This is a genomic window from Methylobacter arcticus (assembly GCF_050917435.1).
GTDB lineage: Bacteria > Pseudomonadota > Gammaproteobacteria > Methylococcales > Methylomonadaceae > Methylobacter_A > Methylobacter_A titanis.
This window is the reverse complement of sequence record NZ_CP159583.1, coordinates 3,503,797-3,528,052: the sequence shown is the minus strand read 5'-3', so window position 1 is coordinate 3,528,052 and position 24,256 is coordinate 3,503,797. Positions and strand designations below refer to the sequence as shown.

39 protein-coding genes are annotated in these 24,256 nt (G+C 41.1%); 38 read left to right on the top strand and 1 reads right to left on the bottom strand.

The window, feature by feature from the left end; translation table 11 throughout:
• Positions 1-19: 19 nt before the first annotated feature.
• The 35 genes from rpsL to ABXJ76_RS16690 all read left to right on the top strand — a co-directional run bounded on the left by rpsL (position 20) and on the right by ABXJ76_RS16690 (position 19,279).
• Positions 20-394 (top strand): 30S ribosomal protein S12, encoded by a 375-nt coding sequence (gene rpsL / locus ABXJ76_RS16860; protein ID WP_006890494.1) that lies wholly within the window; start codon positions 20-22, stop codon positions 392-394.
• 19 nt (positions 395-413) lie between these two features.
• Positions 414-884, top strand: coding sequence for a 30S ribosomal protein S7 (rpsG, locus tag ABXJ76_RS16855; protein ID WP_006890493.1), 471 nt, complete (start codon positions 414-416; stop codon positions 882-884).
• A 30-nt stretch (positions 885-914) separates the two neighbouring features.
• Entirely contained in the window at positions 915-3,011 is a 2,097-nt protein-coding gene (gene fusA, locus ABXJ76_RS16850; protein ID WP_432742189.1) for an elongation factor G, read from the top strand.
• A 28-nt stretch (positions 3,012-3,039) separates the two neighbouring features.
• On the top strand, positions 3,040-4,230 hold the full coding sequence (gene tuf, locus ABXJ76_RS16845) for an elongation factor Tu (RefSeq protein ID WP_432742187.1): 1,191 nt from the start codon (positions 3,040-3,042) through the stop codon (positions 4,228-4,230).
• Positions 4,231-4,235: 5 nt separating this feature from the next.
• Positions 4,236-4,547 (top strand): 30S ribosomal protein S10, encoded by a 312-nt coding sequence (rpsJ, locus tag ABXJ76_RS16840; protein ID WP_006890490.1) that lies wholly within the window; start codon positions 4,236-4,238, stop codon positions 4,545-4,547.
• Between the two features lie 19 nt (positions 4,548-4,566).
• Positions 4,567-5,217 carry a 50S ribosomal protein L3 gene (gene rplC / locus ABXJ76_RS16835; RefSeq protein ID WP_432742185.1) on the top strand — a complete coding sequence of 217 codons (651 nt, stop codon included), beginning with the start codon at positions 4,567-4,569 and terminating at the stop codon, positions 5,215-5,217.
• Between the two features lie 3 nt (positions 5,218-5,220).
• Positions 5,221-5,841, top strand: coding sequence for a 50S ribosomal protein L4 (rplD, locus tag ABXJ76_RS16830; RefSeq protein ID WP_340121063.1), 621 nt, complete (start codon positions 5,221-5,223; stop codon positions 5,839-5,841).
• Positions 5,838-6,137: a 50S ribosomal protein L23 gene (gene rplW / locus ABXJ76_RS16825; protein ID WP_340121062.1), complete on the top strand. Its 300-nt coding sequence runs from the start codon at positions 5,838-5,840 to the stop codon at positions 6,135-6,137. The genes rplD and rplW overlap by 4 nt, the downstream gene beginning before the upstream one ends.
• Positions 6,138-6,178: 41 nt before the next feature.
• The gene (rplB, locus tag ABXJ76_RS16820) at positions 6,179-7,006 is read left to right on the top strand and encodes a 50S ribosomal protein L2 (protein WP_432742182.1); all 828 of its coding nucleotides are present in this window, start codon (positions 6,179-6,181) and stop codon (positions 7,004-7,006) included.
• A 12-nt stretch (positions 7,007-7,018) separates the two neighbouring features.
• Positions 7,019-7,291: a 30S ribosomal protein S19 gene (rpsS, locus tag ABXJ76_RS16815; protein WP_006890485.1), complete on the top strand. Its 273-nt coding sequence runs from the start codon at positions 7,019-7,021 to the stop codon at positions 7,289-7,291.
• Positions 7,292-7,299: 8 nt separating this feature from the next.
• Positions 7,300-7,635 carry a 50S ribosomal protein L22 gene (rplV, locus tag ABXJ76_RS16810; RefSeq protein ID WP_432742179.1) on the top strand — a complete coding sequence of 112 codons (336 nt, stop codon included), beginning with the start codon at positions 7,300-7,302 and terminating at the stop codon, positions 7,633-7,635.
• A 9-nt stretch (positions 7,636-7,644) separates the two neighbouring features.
• Entirely contained in the window at positions 7,645-8,316 is a 672-nt protein-coding gene (gene rpsC / locus ABXJ76_RS16805) for a 30S ribosomal protein S3 (RefSeq protein WP_340121060.1), read from the top strand.
• Positions 8,317-8,333: 17 nt separating this feature from the next.
• Positions 8,334-8,747, top strand: a complete 414-nt coding sequence (rplP, locus tag ABXJ76_RS16800) for a 50S ribosomal protein L16 (protein WP_006890482.1) — start codon at positions 8,334-8,336, stop codon at positions 8,745-8,747.
• A complete protein-coding gene (gene rpmC, locus ABXJ76_RS16795) occupies positions 8,747-8,938 on the top strand; it encodes a 50S ribosomal protein L29 (RefSeq protein ID WP_006890481.1) in 192 nt (63 codons plus the stop codon). Before rplP ends, rpmC begins: the two co-directional genes overlap by 1 nt.
• Position 8,939: 1 nt before the next feature.
• On the top strand, positions 8,940-9,203 hold the full coding sequence (gene rpsQ / locus ABXJ76_RS16790) for a 30S ribosomal protein S17 (RefSeq protein WP_273454133.1): 264 nt from the start codon (positions 8,940-8,942) through the stop codon (positions 9,201-9,203).
• Between the two features lie 42 nt (positions 9,204-9,245).
• Entirely contained in the window at positions 9,246-9,614 is a 369-nt protein-coding gene (gene rplN, locus ABXJ76_RS16785; protein WP_273454135.1) for a 50S ribosomal protein L14, read from the top strand.
• A gap of 12 nt (positions 9,615-9,626) precedes the next feature.
• Positions 9,627-9,944 (top strand): 50S ribosomal protein L24, encoded by a 318-nt coding sequence (gene rplX / locus ABXJ76_RS16780; protein ID WP_340121058.1) that lies wholly within the window; start codon positions 9,627-9,629, stop codon positions 9,942-9,944.
• Between the two features lie 16 nt (positions 9,945-9,960).
• Positions 9,961-10,500, top strand: coding sequence for a 50S ribosomal protein L5 (gene rplE / locus ABXJ76_RS16775; protein ID WP_006890477.1), 540 nt, complete (start codon positions 9,961-9,963; stop codon positions 10,498-10,500).
• 13 nt (positions 10,501-10,513) lie between these two features.
• On the top strand, positions 10,514-10,819 hold the full coding sequence (gene rpsN, locus ABXJ76_RS16770; RefSeq protein WP_340121056.1) for a 30S ribosomal protein S14: 306 nt from the start codon (positions 10,514-10,516) through the stop codon (positions 10,817-10,819).
• 33 nt (positions 10,820-10,852) lie between these two features.
• The gene (gene rpsH, locus ABXJ76_RS16765; RefSeq protein WP_340121055.1) at positions 10,853-11,248 is read left to right on the top strand and encodes a 30S ribosomal protein S8; all 396 of its coding nucleotides are present in this window, start codon (positions 10,853-10,855) and stop codon (positions 11,246-11,248) included.
• 15 nt (positions 11,249-11,263) lie between these two features.
• Positions 11,264-11,797, top strand: a complete 534-nt coding sequence (rplF, locus tag ABXJ76_RS16760; protein WP_432742175.1) for a 50S ribosomal protein L6 — start codon at positions 11,264-11,266, stop codon at positions 11,795-11,797.
• Between the two features lie 9 nt (positions 11,798-11,806).
• Entirely contained in the window at positions 11,807-12,160 is a 354-nt protein-coding gene (gene rplR, locus ABXJ76_RS16755) for a 50S ribosomal protein L18 (RefSeq protein ID WP_432742173.1), read from the top strand.
• A gap of 9 nt (positions 12,161-12,169) precedes the next feature.
• Positions 12,170-12,676 carry a 30S ribosomal protein S5 gene (gene rpsE / locus ABXJ76_RS16750; RefSeq protein WP_273454145.1) on the top strand — a complete coding sequence of 169 codons (507 nt, stop codon included), beginning with the start codon at positions 12,170-12,172 and terminating at the stop codon, positions 12,674-12,676.
• 5 nt (positions 12,677-12,681) lie between these two features.
• Positions 12,682-12,867: a 50S ribosomal protein L30 gene (gene rpmD, locus ABXJ76_RS16745; protein WP_432742170.1), complete on the top strand. Its 186-nt coding sequence runs from the start codon at positions 12,682-12,684 to the stop codon at positions 12,865-12,867.
• Positions 12,867-13,301 (top strand): 50S ribosomal protein L15, encoded by a 435-nt coding sequence (gene rplO, locus ABXJ76_RS16740; RefSeq protein WP_432742168.1) that lies wholly within the window; start codon positions 12,867-12,869, stop codon positions 13,299-13,301. The genes rpmD and rplO overlap by 1 nt, the downstream gene beginning before the upstream one ends.
• 21 nt (positions 13,302-13,322) lie before the next feature.
• Positions 13,323-14,624, top strand: a complete 1,302-nt coding sequence (secY, locus tag ABXJ76_RS16735) for a preprotein translocase subunit SecY (protein ID WP_432742166.1) — start codon at positions 13,323-13,325, stop codon at positions 14,622-14,624.
• A 32-nt stretch (positions 14,625-14,656) separates the two neighbouring features.
• Positions 14,657-14,770 (top strand): 50S ribosomal protein L36, encoded by a 114-nt coding sequence (gene rpmJ / locus ABXJ76_RS16730; RefSeq protein ID WP_081466878.1) that lies wholly within the window; start codon positions 14,657-14,659, stop codon positions 14,768-14,770.
• A 76-nt stretch (positions 14,771-14,846) separates the two neighbouring features.
• Positions 14,847-15,203: a 30S ribosomal protein S13 gene (gene rpsM / locus ABXJ76_RS16725; protein WP_340121049.1), complete on the top strand. Its 357-nt coding sequence runs from the start codon at positions 14,847-14,849 to the stop codon at positions 15,201-15,203.
• Positions 15,204-15,229: 26 nt separating this feature from the next.
• Positions 15,230-15,616 (top strand): 30S ribosomal protein S11, encoded by a 387-nt coding sequence (gene rpsK / locus ABXJ76_RS16720; protein WP_273454154.1) that lies wholly within the window; start codon positions 15,230-15,232, stop codon positions 15,614-15,616.
• A 20-nt stretch (positions 15,617-15,636) separates the two neighbouring features.
• Entirely contained in the window at positions 15,637-16,257 is a 621-nt protein-coding gene (gene rpsD / locus ABXJ76_RS16715; RefSeq protein ID WP_432742163.1) for a 30S ribosomal protein S4, read from the top strand.
• Between the two features lie 21 nt (positions 16,258-16,278).
• Positions 16,279-17,292, top strand: coding sequence for a DNA-directed RNA polymerase subunit alpha (locus tag ABXJ76_RS16710; RefSeq protein WP_432742161.1), 1,014 nt, complete (start codon positions 16,279-16,281; stop codon positions 17,290-17,292).
• Positions 17,293-17,309: 17 nt separating this feature from the next.
• Positions 17,310-17,687 carry a 50S ribosomal protein L17 gene (gene rplQ / locus ABXJ76_RS16705; protein ID WP_432742158.1) on the top strand — a complete coding sequence of 126 codons (378 nt, stop codon included), beginning with the start codon at positions 17,310-17,312 and terminating at the stop codon, positions 17,685-17,687.
• Positions 17,688-18,438: 751 nt separating this feature from the next.
• A complete protein-coding gene (locus ABXJ76_RS16700) occupies positions 18,439-18,561 on the top strand; it encodes a hypothetical protein (RefSeq protein ID WP_432742156.1) in 123 nt (40 codons plus the stop codon).
• 389 nt (positions 18,562-18,950) lie between these two features.
• A complete protein-coding gene (locus ABXJ76_RS16695; protein ID WP_432742154.1) occupies positions 18,951-19,079 on the top strand; it encodes a hypothetical protein in 129 nt (42 codons plus the stop codon).
• A gap of 44 nt (positions 19,080-19,123) precedes the next feature.
• Positions 19,124-19,279: a hypothetical protein gene (locus ABXJ76_RS16690; RefSeq protein WP_432742153.1), complete on the top strand. Its 156-nt coding sequence runs from the start codon at positions 19,124-19,126 to the stop codon at positions 19,277-19,279.
• A gap of 1,061 nt (positions 19,280-20,340) precedes the next feature.
• Here the strand turns inward: ABXJ76_RS16690 and ABXJ76_RS16685 are convergent.
• Positions 20,341-21,975, bottom strand: coding sequence for an alpha-D-glucose phosphate-specific phosphoglucomutase (locus ABXJ76_RS16685; RefSeq protein ID WP_432742151.1), 1,635 nt, complete (start codon positions 21,973-21,975; stop codon positions 20,341-20,343).
• A 73-nt stretch (positions 21,976-22,048) separates the two neighbouring features.
• Here ABXJ76_RS16685 and ABXJ76_RS16680 point away from each other — a divergent pair, with 73 nt between their 5' ends.
• The 3 genes from ABXJ76_RS16680 (at position 22,049) to ribF (ending at position 24,252) form a co-directional block, all read left to right on the top strand.
• Positions 22,049-22,591: a L,D-transpeptidase family protein gene (locus tag ABXJ76_RS16680; protein WP_432742149.1), complete on the top strand. Its 543-nt coding sequence runs from the start codon at positions 22,049-22,051 to the stop codon at positions 22,589-22,591.
• A gap of 200 nt (positions 22,592-22,791) precedes the next feature.
• Entirely contained in the window at positions 22,792-23,070 is a 279-nt protein-coding gene (locus tag ABXJ76_RS16675; RefSeq protein WP_432742146.1) for an Lpp/OprI family alanine-zipper lipoprotein, read from the top strand.
• Positions 23,071-23,214: 144 nt separating this feature from the next.
• Positions 23,215-24,252: a bifunctional riboflavin kinase/FAD synthetase gene (ribF, locus tag ABXJ76_RS16670; protein WP_432742144.1), complete on the top strand. Its 1,038-nt coding sequence runs from the start codon at positions 23,215-23,217 to the stop codon at positions 24,250-24,252.
• The last annotated feature ends 4 nt before the right edge of the window (positions 24,253-24,256 follow it).

The window sequence follows — 24,256 nt, the reverse complement described above, 5'->3', positions numbered from 1 at the left end:
CATCGGAGTAAACAAAGTTATGGCCACGATCAACCAATTGGTTCGTAAGCCTCGTGCTAAAAAGATAGAAAAAAGCAATGTTCCTGCATTAGAGGCTTGTCCTCAGCGTAGGGGGGTATGTACTCGTGTTTATACGACAACGCCTAAAAAACCAAACTCGGCGTTACGAAAAGTAGCCAGGGTTAGACTGACTAATGGAGCTGAAGTGAGTAGCTACATTGGTGGTGAGGGTCATAACCTTCAGGAGCATTCCGTGGTTCTGATAAGAGGTGGTCGTGTCAAGGATTTGCCCGGTGTGAGATATCACGTTGTTCGTGGTAGCTTGGATGCATCAGGTGTGACTAACAGAAAATGTGGTCGCTCTAAATATGGAACAAAACGGCCTAAAGGCTAAACGTTGGTTGGTGAGATAAATGTCTAGAAGAAGAGTCGCTACAAAAAGAGAAATTATTCCAGATCCGAGATTTGGCAGTATTATGCTGACCAAATTTATGAATATGATTATGGAAAGTGGTAAAAAATCTATTGCTGAAGGGATTGTCTATGGTGCTTTAGATGTAATTGAAAGCAAAGGGCATAGTGAACCATTAGAAGTTTTATCTAAGGCTTTGGAAAATGTTCAGCCTAGGGTAGAGGTTAAATCTCGCCGTGTTGGCGGTGCAACATATCAGGTTCCAGTTGAGGTCCGTCCTTCAAGGCGTATGGCTTTGGCGATGCGGTGGTTGATTGATGCTTCACGAAAAAGAAATGAAAGAAATATGCCTGCAAAGTTAGCTGGCGAGTTAATGGATGCTTTTGAAAGCAGGGGTTCTGCCGCTAAAAAGCGTGAAGATACTCATAGAATGGCGGAAGCAAATAAAGCTTTCTCTCATTATCGTTGGTAATCAGCGAATTACATTGAAGACTGTATAGTTGTGGCTCGTAAAACTCCAATTGGATTTTATCGAAATATCGGTATCATGGCGCACATTGATGCGGGTAAAACCACAACAACAGAGCGTGTACTCTACTATACAGGTGTATCTCACAAGATAGGTGAGGTGCATGATGGTGCTGCAACAATGGATTGGATGGAGCAGGAACAGGAGCGGGGTATTACCATTACCTCTGCTGCAACTACCTGTTTTTGGAGTGGAATGGAAAGTCAGTTTCCTTTGCACCGTATAAATATTATAGATACGCCTGGGCATGTGGATTTCACCATTGAAGTCGAGCGTTCATTGCGAGTTTTAGATGGTGCGTGCGCGATATTTTGCGCTGTTGGAGGGGTTGAGCCTCAGTCTGAAACGGTTTGGCGTCAGGCGGACAAGTATAGTGTTCCTCGATTGGTTTTTGTGAATAAAATGGACCGCTGTGGCGCAGATTTTTTTCGTGTCATTGAGCAAATTAAGTCGAGATTAGGCGGTAAAGCAGTTCCAATGCAGTTGCCGATTGGAGTTGAAGATAGTTTTGAAGGGGTTGTTGATCTTATTAAGATGAAGGCTATATATTGGGATGAGGCCAATATGGGGATGACCTTTAAGGAAAAGGATGTTCCTGCAAGTATGCTGGGTCTCTGCCAGAAATGGAGAGAATATATGGTTGAGGCCTCTGCAGAGGCAAACGAAGATTTATTGAATAAATATCTTGAAGAGGGATGTTTATCAGACGAAGATATTAAGCTTGGAATTCGCTTGCGGACTATAGCTAATCAAATTGTTCCTGCATTTTGTGGTTCAGCCTTTAAGAATAAGGGTGTTCAAGCAATGCTGGATGCGGTAATAGAATATCTGCCTGCTCCAACTGATGTTGGTGCTGTAAAAGGTCATCTTGAAGATGGTTCTGAGGTGGAGGTGCGTGCTGCTAGCGACTGCGCCCCTTTTTCGGCTTTGGCATTTAAAATTGCTACCGATCCTTTTGTGGGTACGTTAACTTTTTTTCGGGTTTATTCTGGTGTTCTGAATTCTGGGGATAGCATTTATAATCCAATAAAAAAGAAAAAAGAACGTGTTGGACGCATAGTGCAAATGCACGCAAATAGCCGAGAAGAAGTAAGAGAGGTTTGTGCTGGAGATATAGCTGCTGCAATTGGGTTCAAGGATGTAACTACAGGAGATACGCTTTGTGATCTTAATAGTGTCATAGTTCTTGAGCGCATGGAGTTCCCGGATCCAGTAATTTCGGTTGCGGTGGAGCCGAAAACAAAAGCAGATCAAGAGAAAATGGGGGTTGCATTGGGCAAGTTGGCTCAAGAAGATCCTTCTTTTAGAGTGCATACGGATGAAGAGTCGGGTCAAATAATTATCTCGGGAATGGGGGAATTGCACTTAGAGATCATTGTCGATCGCATGAAGAGGGAGTTTAATGTTGAGGCAAATGTTGGTGCTCCTCAGGTCGCATACCGAGAAACAATTCGAAAGACAGTTGAGCAAGAAGGTAAATTTATTCGACAATCTGGGGGGCGGGGGCAGTATGGCCATGTTTGGTTGCGCATTGAGCCGCAAGAAATTGGTGCGGGTTATGAGTTTGTAAATGAAATTGTTGGTGGTGTTGTCCCAAAAGAATTTATACCCGCTGTAGATAAAGGTATCCAAGAGCAGTTGAAGAGTGGTATTCTAGCTGGCTATCCTGTACTGGATGTTAAGGTGTCTTTATTTGATGGTTCGTATCACGATGTGGATTCGAACGAAATAGCTTTCAAAATTGCCGGGTCCATGTGTTTCAGGGAGGGGGCTAGGAAGGCAGATCCTGTTTTACTTGAGCCGATAATGAAAGTTGAAATTGCCACACCTGAAGAATATATGGGTGATGTTGTAGGTGATATCAATAGGCGGCGTGGGATAATTCAGGGTATGGAGGATACTCCATCAGGGAAAACGCTTAACTGCGAAGTACCGTTGGCTGAAATGTTTGGTTATGCAACTGATTTGCGATCGGCAACACAGGGGCGGGCAACATACAGTATGCAGTTTGAAAAATATAATGAAGCGCCTGCAAATATTGCGGAAGCGATCATTAAAAAATCTTCATAAAATTGAATATAATTAAAGGTATTAACTCATGGCCAAAGAAAAATTCTCGCGTAGTAAGCCCCACGTAAACGTCGGCACAATAGGACATGTCGATCATGGTAAAACCACCTTAACTGCTGCTTTAACAAAAGTAATGGCTGAACTCCAGGGTGGAGAAGTTAAGGCCTTTGATCAGATTGATAATGCACCTGAAGAACGTGCGCGTGGTATTACTATTTCCACGTCACACGTCGAATATGAATCAGCGGTGCGTCATTATGCGCACGTTGACTGCCCAGGTCATGCTGATTACGTAAAAAACATGATTACCGGTGCGGCGCAAATGGACGGCGCTATTCTGGTCTGTTCGGCAGCTGATGGACCAATGCCGCAAACAAGAGAGCACATTCTGTTATCAAGGCAAGTAGGCGTGCCATACGTAGTGGTTTTCTTAAACAAAGCGGACATGGTTGATGATGCGGAGTTGATCGAATTGGTCGAAATGGAAATTCGAGAATTATTGGATATGTACGAATTTCCAGGTGATGATACGCCAATTATCGTAGGCTCAGCTTTACTTGCATTGCAGGGCGATACCAGCGAAATCGGGGTTCCTTCGGTGGTGAAATTAGTGGAAGCATTAGACACCTACATTCCTTTGCCGGAAAGAGCGGTAGATGGCGCATTCCTGATGCCTATCGAAGATGTATTCTCAATCTCAGGCCGCGGTACAGTGGTAACAGGTCGTATTGAGCGCGGTATTGTTAAGGTTGGGCAGGAAATTGAAATTGTCGGCATTAAGCCCACAGTGACGACAACATGCACCGGCGTAGAAATGTTCCGTAAATTACTTGATCAAGGTCAAGCAGGCGATAATGTCGGGATTCTTTTGAGAGGCACCAAAAGAGATGACGTTGAGCGTGGGCAGGTATTGGCGCACAAAGGTACCATCAAGCCGCATTCGTACTTTAATTCGGAAATTTATATCTTGTCAAAAGAAGAGGGTGGTCGTCATACGCCTTTCTTTAATGGCTATCGTCCGCAGTTCTATTTCAGAACTACCGACGTAACAGGTGCGGTAGAGTTACCAGAAGGCGTTGAAATGGTGATGCCTGGCGATAATATTTCAGTAAAAGTAAAGCTGATTTCACCGATTGCCATGGAAGATGGTTTGCGTTTTGCAATCCGTGAAGGTGGTCGTACAGTAGGTGCGGGCGTCGTTGCATCAATAATAGAGTAATATATATGTCTAATCAAACTATCAGAATCCGTTTGAAATCATTTGATCATAAATTGATTGATCAATCGGCTGGTGAGATAGTAGAAACAGCAAGAAGAACAGGTGCCCAAGTTAAAGGACCTATTCCATTGCCTACTAAAAAAGAGCGTTTTACAATTCTTATTTCTCCGCATGTTAATAAAGATGCAAGAGATCAATATGAATTAAGAACATATAAAAGATTATTGGATATCGTTGAACCAACAGAAAAAACCGTAGATGCATTGATGAAGTTAGATCTTGCAGCTGGTGTTGATGTTCAAATAAAATTGAATTAAGAAGCAGGGGAATTGGCAGATGTCAATAGGTCTTATAGGTCGTAAATGTGGTATGACCAGAGTTTTTTGTGAAGATGGTTCGTCAGTACCAGTTACTGTACTCCAGATTGACTCAAACAGAGTTACTCAGGTTAAAGGTATTGAGGTTGATGGGTATCGTTCTATTCAAGTAGCGGCGGGCGATAAGAAGTCATCTAGAGTCAATAAAGCAATGGCTGGTCATTACGCAGCAGCAAATGTGACAGCTGGACGCGGCCTTTGGGAGTTCAGGCTGGATGATGGGGAAGGTGAAGGTTTAACAACTGGAACTCAGTTATCATTAGATATTTTTTCTGAGGGTCAAGTTGTTGACGTTCAAGGGAAAAGTATTGGTAAAGGTTTTGCTGGTGGTATAAAACGTCACAACTTTAGCATGCAAGATGCTACTCATGGTAACTCGCGCTCACACAGGGTTTTGGGTTCTATCGGTATGTGTCAAACACCTGGTCGTGTCTTTAAAGGTAAGAAAATGGAAGGTCACATGGGGGCTGAAAAAGTTACAGTTCAGAATCTGACTATTCATTCCATTGATATGGCAAGAAATTTAATTTTAGTAAAAGGTGCAGTTCCTGGTGCTAAAGGCGGTGATGTTGTAATTACTCCCGCTATGAAAATGCGAAATAAAGGTTAAGCCATGAGTATTCAAATACCAGCTTTAAACGAACAAGACTCTTCTGGAAGTGTAGAAGTGGCTGAGGCTATATTTGGGCAGTCATTTAATGAGACTTTAGTTCATCAATTGGTTGTTAGGCATTTAGCTGGGGCTCGTGCCGGAACTAAGGCTCAGAAAACACGCTCTGATGTGAGTGGTGGTGGTGCAAAGCCTTGGAGACAAAAAGGAACGGGGCGTGCAAGATCGGGTACAACTCGTAGTCCAATCTGGAGAACAGGTGGTGTTTCATTTGCTGCAAGGCCTAGAAATTACGAGCAAAAACTAAACAAGAAAATGTTTCGTGTTGGTGTTCGGTCAATATTGTCTGAGTTAGTTAGGCAGGATCGCTTAGTTGTTAGTAATGATATTTTGCCGTCCAGTCCTAAAACAAAGGAATTGAATGCAAGAATAAAAGCTATTGAAGCAAAGCGTATTCTCATTGTAGTTGAGAGTGTGGATGCAAATTTAGCTTTAGCGTCACGAAACATACCTTATGTAGAAGTAATTGAAGCAATTAATTTAAGCCCAGTGTTATTGGTTTCAGCTGATAAAGTTATTGCTACACCTGGTGCGTTGAAGCAACTAGAGGAGCGCTTGGCGTGAGTTTAAATAAATACCACTTAGCAGGTGTGCTACAAGCTCCGATTGTATCTGAGAAGAGCACTATTGCTGCAGAAAAAAATAATCAATTTGTTTTTAAAGTGCAAAAACAGGCAACGAAAAAACAAGTTAAAAATGCAGTGGAACTAATGTTTAGCGTTGAAGTTGATTCAGTTCAGGTTTTAAACGTTAAAGGCAAACAGAAAAGATTCGGCGGTTCATTGGGGCAACGATCTGATTGGAAGAAGGCTTATGTAAAACTTAAGTCTGGCCATGATATAGATTTCTCCGCTGCTTAATAATTTAAGTTTTAAAAGATCAATAGGAAACGGTAGAAAGCATGGCTATTGTAAAGTCTAAACCGACGTCACCTGGTTCACGGTTTGTAGTGCGGATCAAAAATGATGATTTGCATAAAGGTAAACCTTATGCGCCTTTGTTGAGTAAGAATAGCAAAAGTGGCGGGCGTAATAATAATGGGCGTATAACAACACGTCATGTGGGTGGTGGTCATAAACAGCACTACCGAATCATTGATTTTAAAAGAAATAAAATTGATATTCCTGCTGTTGTTGAGCGTCTGGAGTACGATCCAAACAGAACTGCCAATATCGCTTTGATATTGTTTAAGGATGGTGAACGTAAATACATCATCGCCCCTAAAGGGCTTGTGGTTGGTCAGGAGATTCTCTCTTCGGAAACTACAGCTGTTAAGCCAGGTAACTGTATGCCTTTGAGAAATATTCCAATGGGTACTACAGTGCATTGTGTGGAAATGAAGCCAGGCAAGGGAGCGCAAATTGCTCGTAGCGCCGGTACGTCCGCGCAATTGGTTGCGAAAGATGGGGCTCATGCAACCCTTAGGTTGCGGTCTGGTGAAATGCGTAAGATTATGGCTGATTGTCGTGCTGTGATTGGAGAGGTTTCGAATTCAGAGCATAATTTGATATCTCTTGGTAAGGCTGGAGCATCAAGATGGCGTGGGATTCGACCCACTGTTCGAGGTGTTGTAATGAATCCAGTGGATCATCCGCATGGTGGTGGTGAAGGCCGTACATCTGGCGGTAGACACCCTGTATCTCCCTGGGGTATGCCAACTAAGGGTTATAAAACCAGAAACAACAAACGAACTGATAATATGATTATCAGACGTCGTAAGCTCAAATAGAGAGGAATTAGCGTGCCGCGTTCAATTAAAAAAGGTCCTTTTATTGACCATCATCTGCTTAAAAAAGTTGAAGATGCTGTAAGTACAAATAATCGGAAACCGATTAAAACATGGTCAAGAAGATCAATGATTATTCCAGATATGCTGGGTTTGACTATTGCAATCCATAATGGACGACTGCACATACCTGTTCTGATTTCTGAGAATATGGTCGGGCATAAATTAGGTGAGTTTTCGCCAACTCGTACATATAAAGGCCACGTGGCTGATAAGAAATCTAGATAGGTTGTGTTATGGAAATTTCAGCAAAATTAAAGAATGCCCCGCTATCTGCGCAAAAAGCGCGGTTAGTAGGTGATCAGATTCGTGGTATGCCAGTTGAAAAAGCACTGAATATTTTGAAGTTTAGTTCAAAAAAAGCAGCAGCAATTATCAAAAAAATTCTGGAGTCTGCCATCGCTAATGCGGAGCATAACGAAAGCGCAGATATTGACGAATTAAAAGTGTCAACCGTTTATGTAAATGAAGGGGCGACCATGAAAAGATTCAAGGCAAGAGCTAAAGGAAATGCAAATCATATCCTTAAAAGAACCTGCCATATTACAGTTAAAGTCGCAGAATACGAGTAGGGGCAGAAAATGGGTCAAAAGGTACATCCAACAGGTATACGCCTAGGTATTGTAAAAGATTGGAATTCGCGATGGTATGCGAATAGTCAGGATTATTCAGTTTTCCTGCACCAAGATCTAACAGTCAGGGACTACATTAAGAAAAAATTAGCTCATGCTTCTGTAAGCCGTATTCAAATAAATCGTCCTCCGAATAATGCGCATATTACAATACATACTGCAAGGCCGGGTATTGTAATAGGCAAAAAAGGCGAAGACATCGAAGCATTGAGACAAGCAGTGTCTAAGATAATGGGTATTCCTGTTCAGCTTAATGTTGAGGAAATAAGAAAGCCTGAATTAGATGCTCAATTGGTGGCTGAAGGTGTTGCTCAGCAGCTCGAAAAAAGAATTATGTATCGTCGTGCTATGAAGCGTGCTGTAACTAATACAATGCGTTTAGGTGCTGAGGGTATAAAGATTAATGTCGGAGGTCGATTAAACGGCGCTGAAATTGCTCGTAGTGAATGGTATAGAGAAGGTCGAGTCCCTTTGCATACATTAAGAGCGGACATTGATTATGCAACTGCTGAAGCGCATACTACCTATGGAATTATCGGCATCAAGGTGTGGATATTTAAAGGCGAGGTATTCGATATGGATGCGCATATAGCATCTATTAATTCAGATTCTAAGAAATAGTTGAAGGGATAGAGAAAATGCTTCAACCTAAAAGAACAAAGTTCCGTAAGCAACATAAAGGCAGAAATAACGGTACTGCCGTACGTGGTTCATCCGTGAGTTTTGGTGATTTTGGCCTTAAGTCAGTTGAACGTGGTAGGTTAACAGCTCGTCAGATTGAATCTGCTCGTAGAACAATTACTCGGCACGTCAAGCGTGGCGGCAAAATCTGGATAAGAATCTTCCCAGATAAGCCAATTACTAAAAAACCATTAGAAGTTCGTATGGGAAAAGGTAAAGGTAGTGTAGAATACTGGGTTGCTCAGGTTAAGCCAGGAACCATGTTGTATGAAATACAAGGTGTTTCTGAAGAATTAGCTCGTGAAGCATTCGCTTTAGGTGCAGCCAAGTTACCTTTAAAGACACTTTTTACTGCTCGGACAATAATGTAATGAAAGTAAGTGAATTACGCCAAAAATCAAAAGATGAATTAGGGTCAATGTTACTCGAATTATCGCGTGAACAATTTAATCTTAAAATGCAAAAGGGTACTGGGCAGTTGTCAAAGCCGGATCAAGTGAAAAAGGTTAGGCGCGATGTGGCACGTATTCATACCATATTAAACGAAATGGCGAGCGCATAAAATGAGTGAAAATGTAACTAAGTTGCGGACGATCACTGGTCGGGTTGTTAGTAATAAAATGGATAAAACCATTACAGTATTAGTCGAGCGGGTTGTTAAACATCCTGTTTACGGTAAATATATTAAGCGTTCTACTAAAATGATGGCTCATGATGACCAGAATGTATGCCAAGAAGGCGACGTAGTATCCATTACATCATGTAGGCCTATGTCTAAGAATAAAACGTTCAAGTTGGTTCAGGTCTTGGAAAGTGCCAACAAATAGCATTACTAAGCTATTTAATAAACATATAATTAGGAATAAATCATGATTCAGATGCAAACTAACCTTGACGTCGCCGATAACAGCGGCGCAAAAAGGGTCATGTGTATCAAAGTATTAGGTGGGTCACATCGGCGTTATGCTGGCATTGGTGACATCATCAAAGTCAGTATTAAAGATGCTATTCCACGAGGAAGAGTTAAAAAAGGCGAAGTGTATAACGCATTAGTTGTAAGAACCCGTAAAGGTGTACGTAGGCCCGATGGTTCACTTATTCGTTTTGATGGGAATGCAGCAGTCATTCTGAATAATAATTTACAGCCACTAGGTACGCGCATTTTTGGCCCTGTAACACGTGAGCTAAGAGGTGAAAAATTCATGAAAATCATTTCACTAGCTCCTGAAGTTTTATAAGGTAGGTTTAAAATGCAAAGAATTAAACAAGGCGATGAAGTTATCGTTCGTACCGGTAAAGATAAAGGTAAAAGTGGTAGGGTGAGTAAGGTTTTAAAGGATAATAAGGTTTTGGTTGAAGGAATAAACCAAGTTAAAAAGAACCAAAAACCAAATCCAAATGCTGGAGTTTCGGGCGGAATTGTTGTCAAAGATATGCCGATTAATATTTCCAATATAGGATTGTATAATCCTGAGACCAAAAAAGCAGATCGTGTCGGCTTTAAGTTTCTAGAAGATGGAAAAAAAGTCAGATATTTTAAGTCAACAAATGAAGTTGTTGATGTATAAGGTGTAGATAAAAATCATGGCTAGACTAGAAACTGTATATAAAGAAAAAATCCTTCCAGCATTGGTAGAGCAGTTTGCTTACAATTCTGTAATGCAGGCTCCACGAATCACAAAAATTACCCTGAATATGGGTGTTGGTGGTGCTGTTGCCGATAAAAAGGTCCTGCAATCGGCTGTTAGCGACATGGAAAAAATTTCAGGTCAAAAACCAGTTGTTACGTTGGCAAGAAAATCAATTGCGGGATTCAAGATCCGTGATGATATGCCTATTGGATGTAAAGTAACGCTGCGTAGCGATAGAATGTATGAATTTTTAGATCGTTTAATAAGTATTTCTATTCCTCGGATTCGCGATTTTAGAGGATTGAGCCCTAAAAGCTTTGATGGGCGTGGTAATTATTCCATGGGTGTTAAAGAGCAAATCATTTTCCCTGAAATTGATTATGACAAAATTGACACTCTGCGTGGTATGGATATAACTATCACAACAACAGCGCAAACTAATGAAGAAGGTTTGGCTTTGTTGAAGCTGTTTAATTTTCCATTTAAGAACTAAAGGGCGCATTAAAATGGCAAAAAAATCAATGATTGCGCGTGAAGAAAAGCGTAAGATTTTAGTAAAAAAATATGATGTTAAGCGTAAATCTTTGAAAGAAATTATCAGGGATCCGAATGCCTCATTTGAAGATAAAGAATCTGCTCATTTACAACTTCAGAAGCTACCGAGAGACTCTAGTGCATCGAGAGTTCGTAACCGTTGTAACTTAACCGGGCGTCCGCACGGTTATTACCGTAAGTTTGGTCTTAGTCGAAATAAGCTAAGAGAAGCAACAATGCGTGGCGATGTGCCAGGCTTGGTAAAGGCAAGTTGGTAAGATCTTTTAGATCAAGTTTAGAGAGATTATAAAATGAGTATGACAGACCCAGTTGCAGATATGCTGACCCGAATTAGAAACGGTCAATCTGCTGGTAAAAAAATTGTTAAGCAGCCTTCGTCAAAATTAAAAGTTTCTATTGCCAAGGTATTAAAAGAAGAAGGTTTTATTACGGGATTTTCTATGGAAACAATTGGTAGTCATACAGAAATGACTATCGAGTTGAAGTACTTTAAAGGCGCTCCAGTAATTGAAAATATAAAAAGAATTAGTAAACCTGGTTTACGTATTTATAAATCTAAGGATGAGTTGCCGAAAGTTCTTGGCGGGCTAGGGATTGCTATTGTATCAACATCAAATGGTGTTATGACCGATAGAGCTGCCCGTTCAATTGGACATGGCGGTGAAGTCATTTGTACTGTTTGTTAAGGTGTAGGTCAGGTTATGTCAAGAATTGCTAAAGCTCCAGTAATTGTCCCAGGTGGTGTGGATATAAAGCTAGTGGGTAATAATGTGACTGTAAAAGGAAATAATGGTCAATTATCTTATGTTATTAATTCGGCTGTTAGTCTAGATATTACGGATAACGTGATCCAAGTCCAGTGGGATAAGAATGATAAAAAAGCTACTGCTCAAGCTGGAACGGCTAGAGCAATCGTAAGCAACATGATTATTGGTGTATCAGCAGGTTTTGAAAAAAAATTGACCTTGATTGGAGTGGGCTATAGAGCTCAAGCCAAAGGGAATATACTTAATTTAGCTCTTGGTTTTTCACATCCAGTTGATTTTGAAGTGCCTGCTGGAGTTTCTGTCGAAACACCTACGCAAACAGAAATTGTTGTCAAAGGTAGTGACAAGCAGTTAGTTGGTGAAGTTGCTGCAAAAATAAGAGCTTATCGCCCACCAGAACCTTATAAAGGCAAAGGTGTCAGATATGCTGATGAGCATGTTGCAAGAAAAGAAGCTAAGAAGAAGTAAGGTAGCGTAATGGATAAGAAACAATCTCGTATGAAGCGCGCATTAAAATTGCGCAGTAAAATTAAGAAATTAAGTGCAACACGTTTATCAATTCACAAAACTGCGCAACATATTTATGCCCAGATCATTAGTGCTGATGGAACGACAACTCTAGCAAGTGCTTCAACAACCCAGGCCGAAATTAAATCTACGTTAAAAAATACTGGAAATATAACTGCTGCGGCTGCAGTAGGAAAGTTTATTGCACAAAAAGCAATTGCCGCAGGTGTTTCTGAAGTTGCTTTTGATCGTTCAGGGTTTAAATATCATGGTCGCGTCAAGGCATTAGCTGATGCGGCACGTGAAGCCGGTTTGAAATTTTAGGGGAATAATATGTCTACAGCACCTTCTCAGGTTAGTGCAGATGGTTTGCAAGAAAAATTAGTTAATGTAAGACGTGTTGCAAAAGTTGTAAAAGGCGGTAGGGTTTTCGGTTTCACAGCGCTAACAGTAGTTGGTGATGGTGAGGGGCGAGTTGGTTATGGTGTAAGTAAGGCTCGCGAAGTGCCTATTGCAATACAAAAGTCTTTAGAACAGGCGCGTAAAAATATGCGTAAAGTCTCCTTAAAAGGCGATACTTTGCAGTATGCTATTATGAATACTACTGGTGCAGCTAAAGTTTATATGCAACCTGCTTCAGAAGGTACAGGTATCATTGCTGGTGGAGCAATGAGAGCTGTATTTGAAGTGGTTGGAGTCCATAACGTGTTAGCTAAGTGCATCGGGACTAGTAACCCTATTAATGTTGTTAGAGCAACTATTAACGGTCTTACAGGAATGCATAGTGCTAATCAAATAGCTGCAAAACGCGGCTTATCAGTTGAACAGATTATTGGGTAGTGGTAATGGCTGACAATAAAATAAGTGTTACGATGATAAAAAGTAGGTTTGGCCGTTTACCTCGCCATCAGGCCTGCTTAAAAGGTTTAGGGTTGCGGAAAATTAATCAGACGGTTGTCGTGCTCAATACACCTGAAAACCGAGGTATGATAAATAAAATATCATACATGCTAAAATTTGAGGAAGTGTAATGTTTTTAAATACCATCCGTTCAAGTGAAGGGGCTCGAAAAAAATCTAAAAGAGTAGGTCGAGGTATTGGGTGTACACTTGGTAAAACTTGTGGAAGAGGTCATAAAGGTCAAAAATCTCGTAGTGGAGGCTTTCATAAAGTTGGTTTTGAGGGTGGTCAGATGCCCTTGCAACGTAGATTGCCTAAGATTGGATTTACTTCTTTAATGAGTAAGTATTCGGCTGAAGTTAGATTGAATGAGATTGACAGCTTAAAAGCTGACGTAATTGATCTTAAACTATTAATTGATGCTAATATTGTTCCTTCTTTTACTAAAAAAGCAAAAGTAATTATGTCTGGGGTAATAACCCGCGCTGTTACTATCAAAGGGTTAAAAGTAACTGGTGGGGCTAAAGCTTCTATAGAAGCTGTTGGCGGCAAAGTAGAGGTTTAAGTGAGTACTTCAAGAGCGCAGGTGGCTGACAAAGTCGGCGGTTTTTCAGAGCTTAAGGCTAGATTACTTTTTGTTTTGGGTGCTTTTTTTGTATACAGAGTCGGCGCCCATATTCCTGTGCCTGGAATAGATCCAAAAGCACTCGCTGTTATGTTTGAGCAGCAAGGTGGTTCAATTCTGGACATGTTTAACATGTTTTCAGGTGGTGCTTTGATGCGCTTAAGTCTGTTTGCGCTAGGAATAATGCCTTATATTTCTGCGTCAATCATTATGCAATTAATGACTGTTGTTATTCCAGCGATGGAGCAACTAAAAAAAGAAGGCGAGGCAGGCAGGCGTAAAATTTCTCAATATACTCGCTTTGGTACTGTAGTTTTAGCAACATTTCAAGCAATTGGGATTTCGTTGGCATTGCAGAATCAAACTGCTGGTGGTCTCTCAGTTGTATTGAGTCCTGGTATTAGCTTTATTGTTATTACTACGGTAACCTTGGTCACTGGTACTATTTTCTTAATGTGGTTAGGTGAGCAAGTTACCGAGCGCGGAATTGGAAATGGTATTTCACTCATCATATTTGCAGGTATTGTTTCTGGTTTGCCCAAAGCAATAGGCGGTACTCTTGAGCTTGCAAGAACTGGTGAAATGAATGGAGCTTTTATTGTTTTATTGTTTTTGCTGTCAATTTCCGTTACAGCTCTGGTGGTATTTGTTGAGAGAGGGCAGAGAAGGATTCTTATTAATTACCCAAAAAGGCAGCAAGGACGAAAGATGTATGCGGGGCAAAGTAGTTTTTTACCTCTAAAGCTTAATATGGCTGGCGTAATTCCACCTATTTTTGCATCAAGTATAATTCTGTTTCCAGCGACCATTGCAGGTTGGTTTGGTAATAGCGAAGGCTTTACTTGGTTGCAGGATGTGGCTACTATGCTATCGCCTGGGCAGCCGGTTTATGTTATTTTTTATGCGACAGCTATTATTTTCTTTTGTTTTTTTTATACTGCCTTAGTGTTTAATTCAAAGGAAACTGCTGAAAATTTAAAGAAATCTGGTGCATTTTTGCCTGGAATACGACCTGGACTTCAAACAAGTTCTTACATTGATAAAGTGATGACTCGATTAACATTAATTGGCGCATTTTATATTACACTTGTTTGTTTATTGCCTGAATTTTTGATTGTTTACTGGAATGTTCCATTTTATTTTGGCGGGACATCTTTATTAATTATTGTCGTGGTTGTAATGGATTTCATCTCGCAGATGCAAACGCATGTTATGTCCCAGCAATATGATGGCTTAATGAAAAAAGCTAATCTAAAAAAATAAATTATTGCACAAGAGCAATCTAGGAGTTAGTAGTGAAAGTTCGTGCCTCTGTTAAGAAAATTTGTAGAAAATGTAAGGTTGTAAAAAGAAATGGTGTTGTTAGAGTTATCTGTGAAGACGGAAAGCATAAACAACGACAAGGATAATAATTGTTGCGTCATAATTAATGCAGTGCTATAATTTGGCGCTTTACTTTAGAGTGCTACCAAGGGGAGTATCTAGATGGCACGTATTGCCGGGATAAATATACCAGATCATAAACATGCGGTGATTGCTTTAACTGCTATTTATGGTGTTGGTCGTCAAACTGCAAGTGAAATTTGCGTTGAAGTAGGTGTATTGCCTTCGACAAAAATAAAAGAACTGACTGAAGAGCAATTAGAAGCTATTCGTAATGTGGTTTCCAAGATGACAGTGGAAGGTGATCTGCGTCGTGAAGTTTCTATGAATATCAAGCGTTTGATGGATCTGGGTTGCTATCGCGGAATAAGACATCGCAGAGGATTGCCTTTAAGAGGGCAGAGAACGAGAACAAATGCTCGTACTCGGAAAGGCCCGCGCAAGGCAATCAGAAAATAAGATATTCCTTTAAGAGGTTGAAGTAAATGGCGAGTCAAAATCGTTCTAGAAAACGTATAAAAAAAGAAGTTGTGGATGGTATAGTTCATGTCCATGCTTCTTTTAATAACACAATCATAACTATCACAGATAGGAAAGGAAATGCCCTTTCTTGGGCTACATCTGGAGGATCGGGCTTTCGTGGATCCAGAAAAAGCACACCATTTGCTGCTCAGGTTGCAGCTGAAAAAGCTGGGTCAGTAGCTTTAGAATTTGGTATGAAAAACCTAGATGTTATGATTAAGGGTCCAGGTCCAGGTCGCGAATCAGCAGTGCGTTCTCTGAACAATTTGGGATTCAAAATTAATAACATTGTTGATGTGACGCCAATACCACATAATGGTTGTCGTCCGCCGAAAAAACGCCGCGTATAAAAAATCTGGAGTAGTTTGTTATGGCAAGATATCTTGGGCCTACCTGTAAATTAAGTCGAAGAGAAGGAACTGATCTGTTTTTAAAAAGCAGAGGAAAGTCCTTAGAAAATAAATGTAAATTGGATCAGCGTCCTGGCCAACATGGTACTAAGCGCACAAGAAGTTCCGATTATGCAATTCAGTTGAGAGCTAAACAGCGCTTACGCAGAATTTATGGCATTTTAGAAAAACAATTCAGAAATTATTATAAATCGGCGGATTTGAAGAAGGGGGCAACTGGTCAAAACTTGTTGAATCTTTTGGAGTCAAGATTAGATAACGTTGTCTATCGTATGGGTTTCGCTTCGACTCGGGCTGAAGCTCGTCAGTTGGTTAGTCATAAATCTATTCAAGTAAATAATGTATTAATTAATGTTCCTTCTTACCAAGTTTCTCCGGGAGATATTCTAACTATCAGAGAGAAAGCAAAAAAACAACAGAGAATTGTTGATGCTTTGGTTGTAACTGAGCAGTATGGCTTTCCTTCTTGGGTTGAGGTAAATTCTAAAGCAATGACAGGTACATTTAGTTCCCTTCCAGATCGTGTAGATTTAGGTAGTGATATAAATGAGCAGTTGGTAGTTGAGCTTTACTCTAAATAATCGCGGTTTTGAGGGATATAAATGCAGAATTCTATTTCTAGCTTGCTGAAGCCTCGTTTAGTTGAGGTTGTAAGTAAAACACCTAATCATTCTAAGATTGTTATTGAGCCCCTTGAAAGAGGATTTGGTCACTCTATTGGTAATGCCCTGCGGCGCGTATTGTTGTCTACAATTCCTGGATGTGCGGTTACCGATGTTGAAATTGAAGGCGTTCTTCATGAGTACACTACTATAGATGGTGTTCAAGAAGATGTAATTGATATTTTGCTTAACCTTAAAAAGTTAGCTGTTGTGCTTCACTCTAAAGATGAAGTTGAGCTTACACTTTCTAAGCATGGTGCTGGTTGTGTAACTGCGGCTGATATAATAATCCCGCATGACGTAGAAATTATTAATCCTGATTTGGTAATAGCCAACTTGACACAAGTTGGCGTCTTAAATATGAAGATTAGGGTGCGTCGTGGAAGAGGTTATGAGCCTGTAAGTGTTAGGAAATCAAATTCCGAACATAGCCTCGTTGTCGGAGCTCTTCAACTTGATGCGTCATACAGTCCGATTGTTAAAGTAGCCTATCAGGTTGAAAGTACGCGTGTAGAGCAGCGCACTAATTTAGACAAATTAATAATCGAGTTAGAAACAAATGGAACTGTTGATCCAGAAGAAACTATAAAACTTGCTGCTACTATACTTCATGATCAATTATCTGTTTTTGTCGATTTTGAAAAAGTTAATGATCAGCTTGCAGAGGAGGAGGTAGAAGTCGAAGAAATATTTGACCCTGTTCTTCTACGTCCTGTAGATGATCTTGAGTTAACAGTACGTTCTGCTAACTGCTTAAAAGCTGAGAATATTTTCTATATTGGAGACTTAATTCAGCGTACTGAAGTTGAGCTGTTAAAAACTCCAAATCTTGGTAAAAAGTCATTAACAGAAATAAAAGACATTCTTGCTTTAAAAGGTTTATCTTTGGGTATGCGGTTGGAAAATTGGCCTCCTGAAAACCTTGCAGATCAAACCCACGCAATAACACACTAACATTAGGTCTTCTTACAATGAGACATCGTAAATCCGGAAGAAAATTCAATATAAATAGCAGTCACCGTAAGGCGCTATTTAGTAATATGGTTAGTTCATTATTTAAACATGAATTAATAAAAACAACTTTACCAAAAGCAAAAGAATTAAGAAGTTATGCTGAACCATTAATTACTCTATCTAAAGAAGATAGCGTTGCTAAAAGGCGTCTTGCTTTTTCACGATTACGTGATCGTGATGTGGTTACTAAGCTGTTTAATGAGCTTGGTCCACGTTACAAAAATAGAGCTGGTGGATATTTACGTATTATGAAATGCGGGTTTAGACCCGGTGATGATGCGCCTATGGCTTATGTCGAGTTAGTTGATAGACCTCCTGCTCTTATTGAAGATTAAATCAGTAAAAGGTACGTATTTTATTAATTTTTTCAGCCCCTGACCTAAACCATAAATTTTTTTAAGGGGCTGAAATTAAAAGCGACGTATCAGAGTATTTCGTTTGTCAATGGCTAGCAGAATTAAGCCATTTTCGGCCATTAATTTTGAGCCACTTTTCCAGAGAAAAATCACTTATTCAGTTTTAATTTCAGTCAATATCTTTCCCCTTCCAGCATAAAAATGTGTGAATGATGGATGATTCTGTTGACAACAGGTACGGCAATATTACCGTTTCTCCAACGATTTACTCTGTCCGTTTATACCTTTCCGTCCGCTCTTTTTTTCGAATATGTTTAGGCGCCGGATTCTCCTCCTTCAATTCGAACAATCCACGCCGCATCGTTTTGGGATCAATGCCAAAAGCCCGGACATCTATTTTATTCCATGATGCCCTAATCTGGCTGACTGAATCGCCGCTTAACTTCGCTTATCTTTCCCTGAAAACCTAGCAAGCAACCGTTGCATTTTTAGCCCAATGTCTTTTGGGTATGCCGTCACTCGATGACTTTTTTTCAAGGTGAATTTTCCAGTAATTATCACTTAACTGGCTTCGGTATGCCAACTCAATTTCGGGAAGTAATTGCTTACCAAATCCTAATTGGTTCAATAGCTTGCTGCTGTAGTGTTTTGTAGGGGGAGTGGGCTGATTTTTTATAATGTCAGAATTTAAGATAAACTATTAGCCTTTCAAACATAACGATGAAAATCCATGGCAGAAATCGTAGCGCGCAACGACAATGAATTAATCTTCCAAGTCACCCTAAAACCAAAGCTATCTACACATCTTTACAGCCAATTGATTGCATTGAAATTTATTAAAGATGGCTTTTAATAAAGTCTCATTAATATTAATTTGTTACTATATTTGTGTGGATAGCTTTGCCCTAAAACTGACCGGCAGTTTACTGGAGATGGAGAATATCATATTGGATGGCTGCAACGATTTGACACCGATGGCAGTTCCCTAAAATTGGGCGACACTAAAATGACCGCACGGAGCAAAGACAACAAAACTTACCATAGCCCTTATGGTAGTGTGGACGTGGAACGGTATGTTTATCAAAGCTCAAAAGGCGGCAGGATTTATTGCCCCGCTGGAACAGCAGACCCGGATCATCCGAAGTGCAACGCCGAAGTTCGAGTAATAACTATCGCATAAATATGCCAATATGAATGTGCCCTCTGTCTGCCAGGATTTGGCAGACAATCATCATCGCAAAATTGCCCATTTCCTACCTGCAAGACGTGAGCGATTGTGTCGGGAGTATTGCCCAAGCCAAAGAAGAAGTGTGGGAATATAAGACGCCTGCTCTTGACGAGGCCATTACCACGGTCGTGGTGAGTCCTTGATGGTGCTTACGTATTAATGCGCGACGAGGGTTATCGAGAAATCCATGGTGGGTAATATTTCGCTTTACGCGGTGACTGGCGAACGTCTGCATACCGTTTATATCGGTGAAGTCCCGGAATACATAAAGGGTGCTTTTTTTCAGCGCTTGAAAAAGAAATTGCCACGGTCAAAAAACACTACCCCGATGCCCTCTATTTAGGTATTGCCGATGGTGAAAAAAATAACTGGTCCTTCTTAGAGCAACATACCCACCAGTCAATTACTGGACTTTTTTACGTCACTGAGTATTTGGCCTCCATCTCTTACGCTGCCTACCCAGGAAAAACGGACAAACCCAAGCGCACCCTTTGCTGGATAAACGCTGTAAACAGCTCAAACGTACACCGGGTGCCGTCGAAGCACTCATCAGCAAAATGGAAAAATTGAGCCAAAAAATAGCCTGAGCAAAACGGTCAAAGAAGACTTGCGGGCCACGCTAACTTGTTTTAATGATCATCGGGAGATGATGGATTATGCCGGACATGTAGAAAAACTTGCCCATTGGCTCAGGCGTTACCGAAGCCGCCTGCAAAACACTGGTGACGTAACGACTTTGTGGTTCGGGGGTAAGATTGATCAATACGGTTCTCTTGTTTGTGCATAATTCACATTATTTTGAATCAAAACCCCTGCATACTCATGCCAATTCATTGAAATTAAATGATATTATTTTTTGCTAACTAGCGGTATAATTTTCAACCGATTGATTCTAAATGCTTAATTTTCAGGTGTGGAATGTCAGATAAATAATTTTAGACTATTGTTTTCTATGATTGTGCGACCAATTCGCCAACAGTATCTGAACGTTTACCTGTATTGCAGCTGTCGAAGCGGCCTTGGCACTCTTGCAAAAGAAATTGAAGTTCGTCACCTTACACGATTCAGGTATCGTCGAAATTGAACATTTCAACAGCAAGATCGACCTCGTAAAGGCCGCACTCCCGAGCCCTCAGCTATCGTATTGAAGTGGGCGTAGTCTCCATGATCGACATGCGGTATTGCAAAATTCAACAGAAAAGCTGCTTTATTATCTATCGCCGGTAACCAACTGGATGAAGCCCAGCTCAGCCACGAAGACATGCTGGACCACTACACGCCAAGACAACAAAAGATCGATGCGGCTTCCGCTTTTTGAAAGACTCCTGGTTTATGGCACATTCTCTGTTTCTCAAGTCGCCAAAGCATATCATGGCGCTGATGATCATTACCCTTGTGCCTATTTTAAGTTACTACATTAGGCTCAGTCCTGCCGGTGCGTTTTTTAATTTCACAAAACTGCTCGGCAAGGTTGATTAACGTTGCTAGTACCACTTGAGCGCTCTGATTATGTTTGGAGGCATCAGCTTCAAAGCGTTCCAAATAAATTCTTAAGGTTGCCCCGACTGTTCCTGTTCCAGATAAACGAAAAATAATGCGTGAACCGTTTTCAAAACCGATGCGTATGCCTTGATTGCTGCTGATGCTGCCATCTATAGAATCTTCATAACTGAATTCATCGGCATATTTAACGGTATATTCAGCGAATGTTTGTCCTGGTAATGTGGGTAACTGACTTCTAAGGTGATCAACAATGTCGTTGGCTATATCTATTTCTACAGCTTCATAGTCATGCCTGCAATAAATATCCCTGCCAAATTTTTGCCAATGTTCATTGACAATGTCGGCAACAGACTGGCGTTTTATGGCGATCAGGTTCAGCCAGAATAATACCGCCCATAGTCCATCTTTTTCTCGCACATGATCTGAGCCGGTGCCGAAACTTTCTTCGCCGCACAAGGTGATTTTTCCCGCGTCCAGAAGATTGCCGAAAAATTTCCAGCCGGTCGGGGTTTCATAGCAGGGAATGTTGTAATGGGCTGCGACGCGGTCAACCGCCTGGCTGGTAGGCATGGAACGAGCCACTCCGCGCAATCCCTTGGCATAGGCCGGAATTAGATGCGCGTTGGCCGCCATAATGGCTAGACTGTCGCTGGGTGTTACGAAAATATTGCTGCCGGTAATCATGTTACGGTCGCCATCGCCGTCAGATGCAGCGCCAAAAACAGGGGGGGCTGAACCGAACATGCGCTCGGCAAGTTCTTGAGCATGCGCCAAGTTGGGGTCGGGGTGATGGCCGCCAAAATCTTCCAGCGGTTCGGCATTAATGACCGAGTCAGGCGTTGCGCCCAATATGTCTATGAATATTCTTTTTGCATAAGGACCGGTAATGGCATGCATTGCATCGAAGAGCAGGGTGATGTAGCCTGAGCTGATACTTTGCTTAAGCAAATTGAAGTCGAAAATAGACTGCATCAGTTCAGCATAATCAGCTACTGGATCGATGATAGTGATGCTAAGGTTGTCTATTTGGTGAGTACCGATGCGATCCAGGTCTATGTCTTCGATAGAGGCTATTTTATAGCTGTCGATAACCAAGCTGCGCTGATAAAACGCGTTGGTGTCCTTTTCTGGGGCAGGTCCGCCATTGCTAACATTATATTTAATGCCAAAATCTTCGTCAGGCCCTCCGGGGTTGTGGCTGGCAGAAAGAATCAAGCCACCAAATGCGTTATATTTTCTGATGATATGTGAGGCCGCAGGGGTAGACAGTAGCCCGCCTTGACCTATAATAAGTTCGCCGAAACCGTTGGCTGCCGCCATTTTGATGATGACTTGTATAGCTGGTCTGTTAAAATACCGCCCGTCTCCGCCCAGCACCAAGGTTTTCCCGGTAAGGCCATCTAGCGAGTCAAAAATTGCTTGAACAAAATTTTCCAGGTAACCGGGCTGCTGAAACACTTTAACTTTTTTTCTGAGTCCAGATGTTCCTGGATTTTGGTCGTTGTATGGATGCGTTGTGATAGTTTCTATTTGCATGTTAGATCCTTAATTCGACAATTAACCTGGTGGACTAAAGTACACCAAAATTCTTCTCTAGTGTAGAACATTTATGTTGCGAATCTATTTATTGTTGTGTTGTAGTGTTTTTTCTTTTACTGTCATCGCAGGCGATGATGTCTGGCTTTTAGTAGATACGAAAGCGCTCACTATTGAGGTAAAAAAAGGCCAGCAAACGCTTGAGGTCTTAAATGATATTGCCATTGGTCAAGGAGGTGCCGGGTTTAAAAACCATCGGGGAGATAACGTCACGCCTTTTGGAAGTTACCGAATAGGTTGGGTTGGCGAACAAAGTTCCTTTCGAAAGTTTTTTGGTTTAACTTATCCGTCTACGGAGGATGCTCAAAAAGCCCTGGAACAGGGCGTTATTGATCGGGTAGCTTACAATAGTATTATGATTGCTCACAGGTATCATCAAGTGCCCCCGCAAAACACAGCGTTAGGTGGACGAATCGGTATTCATGGCTTGGGTCGAGCAGATGAGAAAATTCATAAATCTATGAATTGGACTCATGGGTGCATTGCGTTAACTAACGGACAGATTGATCATTTAAGCCAATGGTTAGGCAAGGGAACGGTAGTGAAAATAAAATAAAATAAAAAACTGCCATTATTAAGTTGGTGTTAAAAGTGTGTTTGAAATAAGAAACAATGACTTGTATTTGTTTGTGTTGTAGGGAGAATTATTATTTCAGCTTTCCAAAAATAAAACTGGAAAATAGTTTGAAAACAGTTCAAAATTCAAACTTGGTGAGTTTTTTTTTTGTGTAATAACTTTTAGAAGGGAAAATAAATATGAAAAAAGTAATAAAATTATCAATGATTGCTCTGGTTGCTAGTTTGGCTGTTGGTTGTGCAAGCACTTCCGATATCGAAAATTTGCAATCACAAGTTGATGGCTTGAAAACTTCTGTTGCACAAGCATCTGCTGATGCAGCTAGCGCAAAAAGCGCTGCTGACTCTGCTTCTTCACAAGCTGCTGCTGCTGAAGCTGCTGCTAATCGTGCAGCTCAGTATGCTCAAGACACAAACAGCAAACTGGACAGCATGTTCAAAAAATCAATGATGAAATAAATCATCGCTGATTTAAAAATAAAAAGCCCGGTGGAATTTTCCACCGGGCTTTTTTTTTGAGTATATGCTTCAGTTATCATGTTTTGAATTCAAGCCATGCTTCCGCGTGGTAGAATACAGGCTTTTTTAAATTTGCTACATTTCATGCGTCTTATTAGAGGATTGCCTCATTTAAAACCGTTAAAATCGGGCTGTGTACTGACGATTGGAAATTTTGACGGCTTACATTTAGGGCATAGAGCGGTAATAGCCAAGCTAGCTGAACGAGGCGCGGCATTATCTTTGCCTGTGGTTGTTATGACTTTTGAGCCACAGCCGCTGGAATATTTTCTGGGAGAAAATGCGCCGTCACGGTTGATGTGCTTGCGGGAAAAAGTGCTCGCATTTTCTAAATTACCCGTTGATGATTTATTGATATTGCGATTTAATCAAAATTTTGCCGACTGTGATGCGGAGCGCTTTATTGAGGACATTTTAGTGAAAAAACTGAATGTAAAGCATCTGGTGGTTGGGGATGATTTTCATTTTGGTAAGACCCGGCGCGGCAATTTCGCCATGCTCAAGGAGAAGGGCAAGCTATTCGATTTTGAGGTTGAAGATACCGGATCTTTTCAAGTAACCGGGCTTCGAGTAAGCAGTACGCTAATCAGGGATGCGTTGGGCGATGGCGATTTAGCCCTGGCTGAAAAAATGCTGGGTTGCTGCTATTCTGTTTGCGGGCGTGTGGCACATGGCGACAAGCGCGGCAGAACTATCGGTTATCCTACTGCTAATATACAGATGTTTAGAAAAAATACGCCTATTAATGGGGTGTTTGCCGTTACCATGACCGGTATTGATGGTAACGAATTTGAAGGTGTTGCGAATGTAGGTACCCGACCGACATTCGACGGTGGTTCAAAGGTTATACTGGAAGCGCATCTATTCGATTTTAATAGAGAAATTTACGGCCGCTATGTGGAAGTGCATTTTAAACAAAAAATTAGGGATGAAATGCGTTTTCAGTCGCTGGATGAGCTTAAATTCCAGATTATAAAAGATGTGGCTAAGGCCAAAGCCGCGCTTTGCTCCCTGCGCAATTGCAGCACACCCTCCCTCCCTGTGGGTGATCGCCGCGCCGGTTCCTTACCGGCTAGCGGCATACACACCATCCCTGGTGATAAAGATTTTTGCCGAGATTAACTGT

Coding starts and splice junctions, on each gene's coding strand:
- rpsD (WP_432742163.1), top strand. CDS start 15,637: ATGGCAAGATATCTTGGGCCTACCTGTAAATTAAGTCGAAGAGAAGGA.
- rpsL (WP_006890494.1), top strand. CDS start 20: ATGGCCACGATCAACCAATTGGTTCGTAAGCCTCGTGCTAAAAAGATA.
- rplQ (WP_432742158.1), top strand. CDS start 17,310: ATGAGACATCGTAAATCCGGAAGAAAATTCAATATAAATAGCAGTCAC.
- rplF (WP_432742175.1), top strand. CDS start 11,264: ATGTCAAGAATTGCTAAAGCTCCAGTAATTGTCCCAGGTGGTGTGGAT.
- ABXJ76_RS16690 (WP_432742153.1), top strand. CDS start 19,124: ATGGTGGGTAATATTTCGCTTTACGCGGTGACTGGCGAACGTCTGCAT.
- rplR (WP_432742173.1), top strand. CDS start 11,807: ATGGATAAGAAACAATCTCGTATGAAGCGCGCATTAAAATTGCGCAGT.
- rplE (WP_006890477.1), top strand. CDS start 9,961: ATGGCTAGACTAGAAACTGTATATAAAGAAAAAATCCTTCCAGCATTG.
- rpsG (WP_006890493.1), top strand. CDS start 414: ATGTCTAGAAGAAGAGTCGCTACAAAAAGAGAAATTATTCCAGATCCG.
- ribF (WP_432742144.1), top strand. CDS start 23,215: ATGCGTCTTATTAGAGGATTGCCTCATTTAAAACCGTTAAAATCGGGC.
- rplX (WP_340121058.1), top strand. CDS start 9,627: ATGCAAAGAATTAAACAAGGCGATGAAGTTATCGTTCGTACCGGTAAA.
- rpsK (WP_273454154.1), top strand. CDS start 15,230: ATGGCGAGTCAAAATCGTTCTAGAAAACGTATAAAAAAAGAAGTTGTG.
- rpsM (WP_340121049.1), top strand. CDS start 14,847: ATGGCACGTATTGCCGGGATAAATATACCAGATCATAAACATGCGGTG.
- ABXJ76_RS16675 (WP_432742146.1), top strand. CDS start 22,792: ATGAAAAAAGTAATAAAATTATCAATGATTGCTCTGGTTGCTAGTTTG.
- rplC (WP_432742185.1), top strand. CDS start 4,567: ATGTCAATAGGTCTTATAGGTCGTAAATGTGGTATGACCAGAGTTTTT.
- ABXJ76_RS16700 (WP_432742156.1), top strand. CDS start 18,439: ATGGCAGAAATCGTAGCGCGCAACGACAATGAATTAATCTTCCAAGTC.
- ABXJ76_RS16710 (WP_432742161.1), top strand. CDS start 16,279: ATGCAGAATTCTATTTCTAGCTTGCTGAAGCCTCGTTTAGTTGAGGTT.
- rpmD (WP_432742170.1), top strand. CDS start 12,682: ATGGCTGACAATAAAATAAGTGTTACGATGATAAAAAGTAGGTTTGGC.
- rplO (WP_432742168.1), top strand. CDS start 12,867: ATGTTTTTAAATACCATCCGTTCAAGTGAAGGGGCTCGAAAAAAATCT.
- rplP (WP_006890482.1), top strand. CDS start 8,334: ATGCTTCAACCTAAAAGAACAAAGTTCCGTAAGCAACATAAAGGCAGA.
- tuf (WP_432742187.1), top strand. CDS start 3,040: ATGGCCAAAGAAAAATTCTCGCGTAGTAAGCCCCACGTAAACGTCGGC.
- ABXJ76_RS16685 (WP_432742151.1), bottom strand. CDS start 21,975: ATGCAAATAGAAACTATCACAACGCATCCATACAACGACCAAAATCCA.
- rplN (WP_273454135.1), top strand. CDS start 9,246: ATGATTCAGATGCAAACTAACCTTGACGTCGCCGATAACAGCGGCGCA.
- rpsH (WP_340121055.1), top strand. CDS start 10,853: ATGAGTATGACAGACCCAGTTGCAGATATGCTGACCCGAATTAGAAAC.
- rpsQ (WP_273454133.1), top strand. CDS start 8,940: ATGAGTGAAAATGTAACTAAGTTGCGGACGATCACTGGTCGGGTTGTT.
- rpsE (WP_273454145.1), top strand. CDS start 12,170: ATGTCTACAGCACCTTCTCAGGTTAGTGCAGATGGTTTGCAAGAAAAA.
- rpsJ (WP_006890490.1), top strand. CDS start 4,236: ATGTCTAATCAAACTATCAGAATCCGTTTGAAATCATTTGATCATAAA.
- ABXJ76_RS16680 (WP_432742149.1), top strand. CDS start 22,049: ATGTTGCGAATCTATTTATTGTTGTGTTGTAGTGTTTTTTCTTTTACT.
- rplB (WP_432742182.1), top strand. CDS start 6,179: ATGGCTATTGTAAAGTCTAAACCGACGTCACCTGGTTCACGGTTTGTA.
- rpsN (WP_340121056.1), top strand. CDS start 10,514: ATGGCAAAAAAATCAATGATTGCGCGTGAAGAAAAGCGTAAGATTTTA.
- rpmC (WP_006890481.1), top strand. CDS start 8,747: ATGAAAGTAAGTGAATTACGCCAAAAATCAAAAGATGAATTAGGGTCA.
- rplD (WP_340121063.1), top strand. CDS start 5,221: ATGAGTATTCAAATACCAGCTTTAAACGAACAAGACTCTTCTGGAAGT.
- rplV (WP_432742179.1), top strand. CDS start 7,300: ATGGAAATTTCAGCAAAATTAAAGAATGCCCCGCTATCTGCGCAAAAA.
- rpsC (WP_340121060.1), top strand. CDS start 7,645: ATGGGTCAAAAGGTACATCCAACAGGTATACGCCTAGGTATTGTAAAA.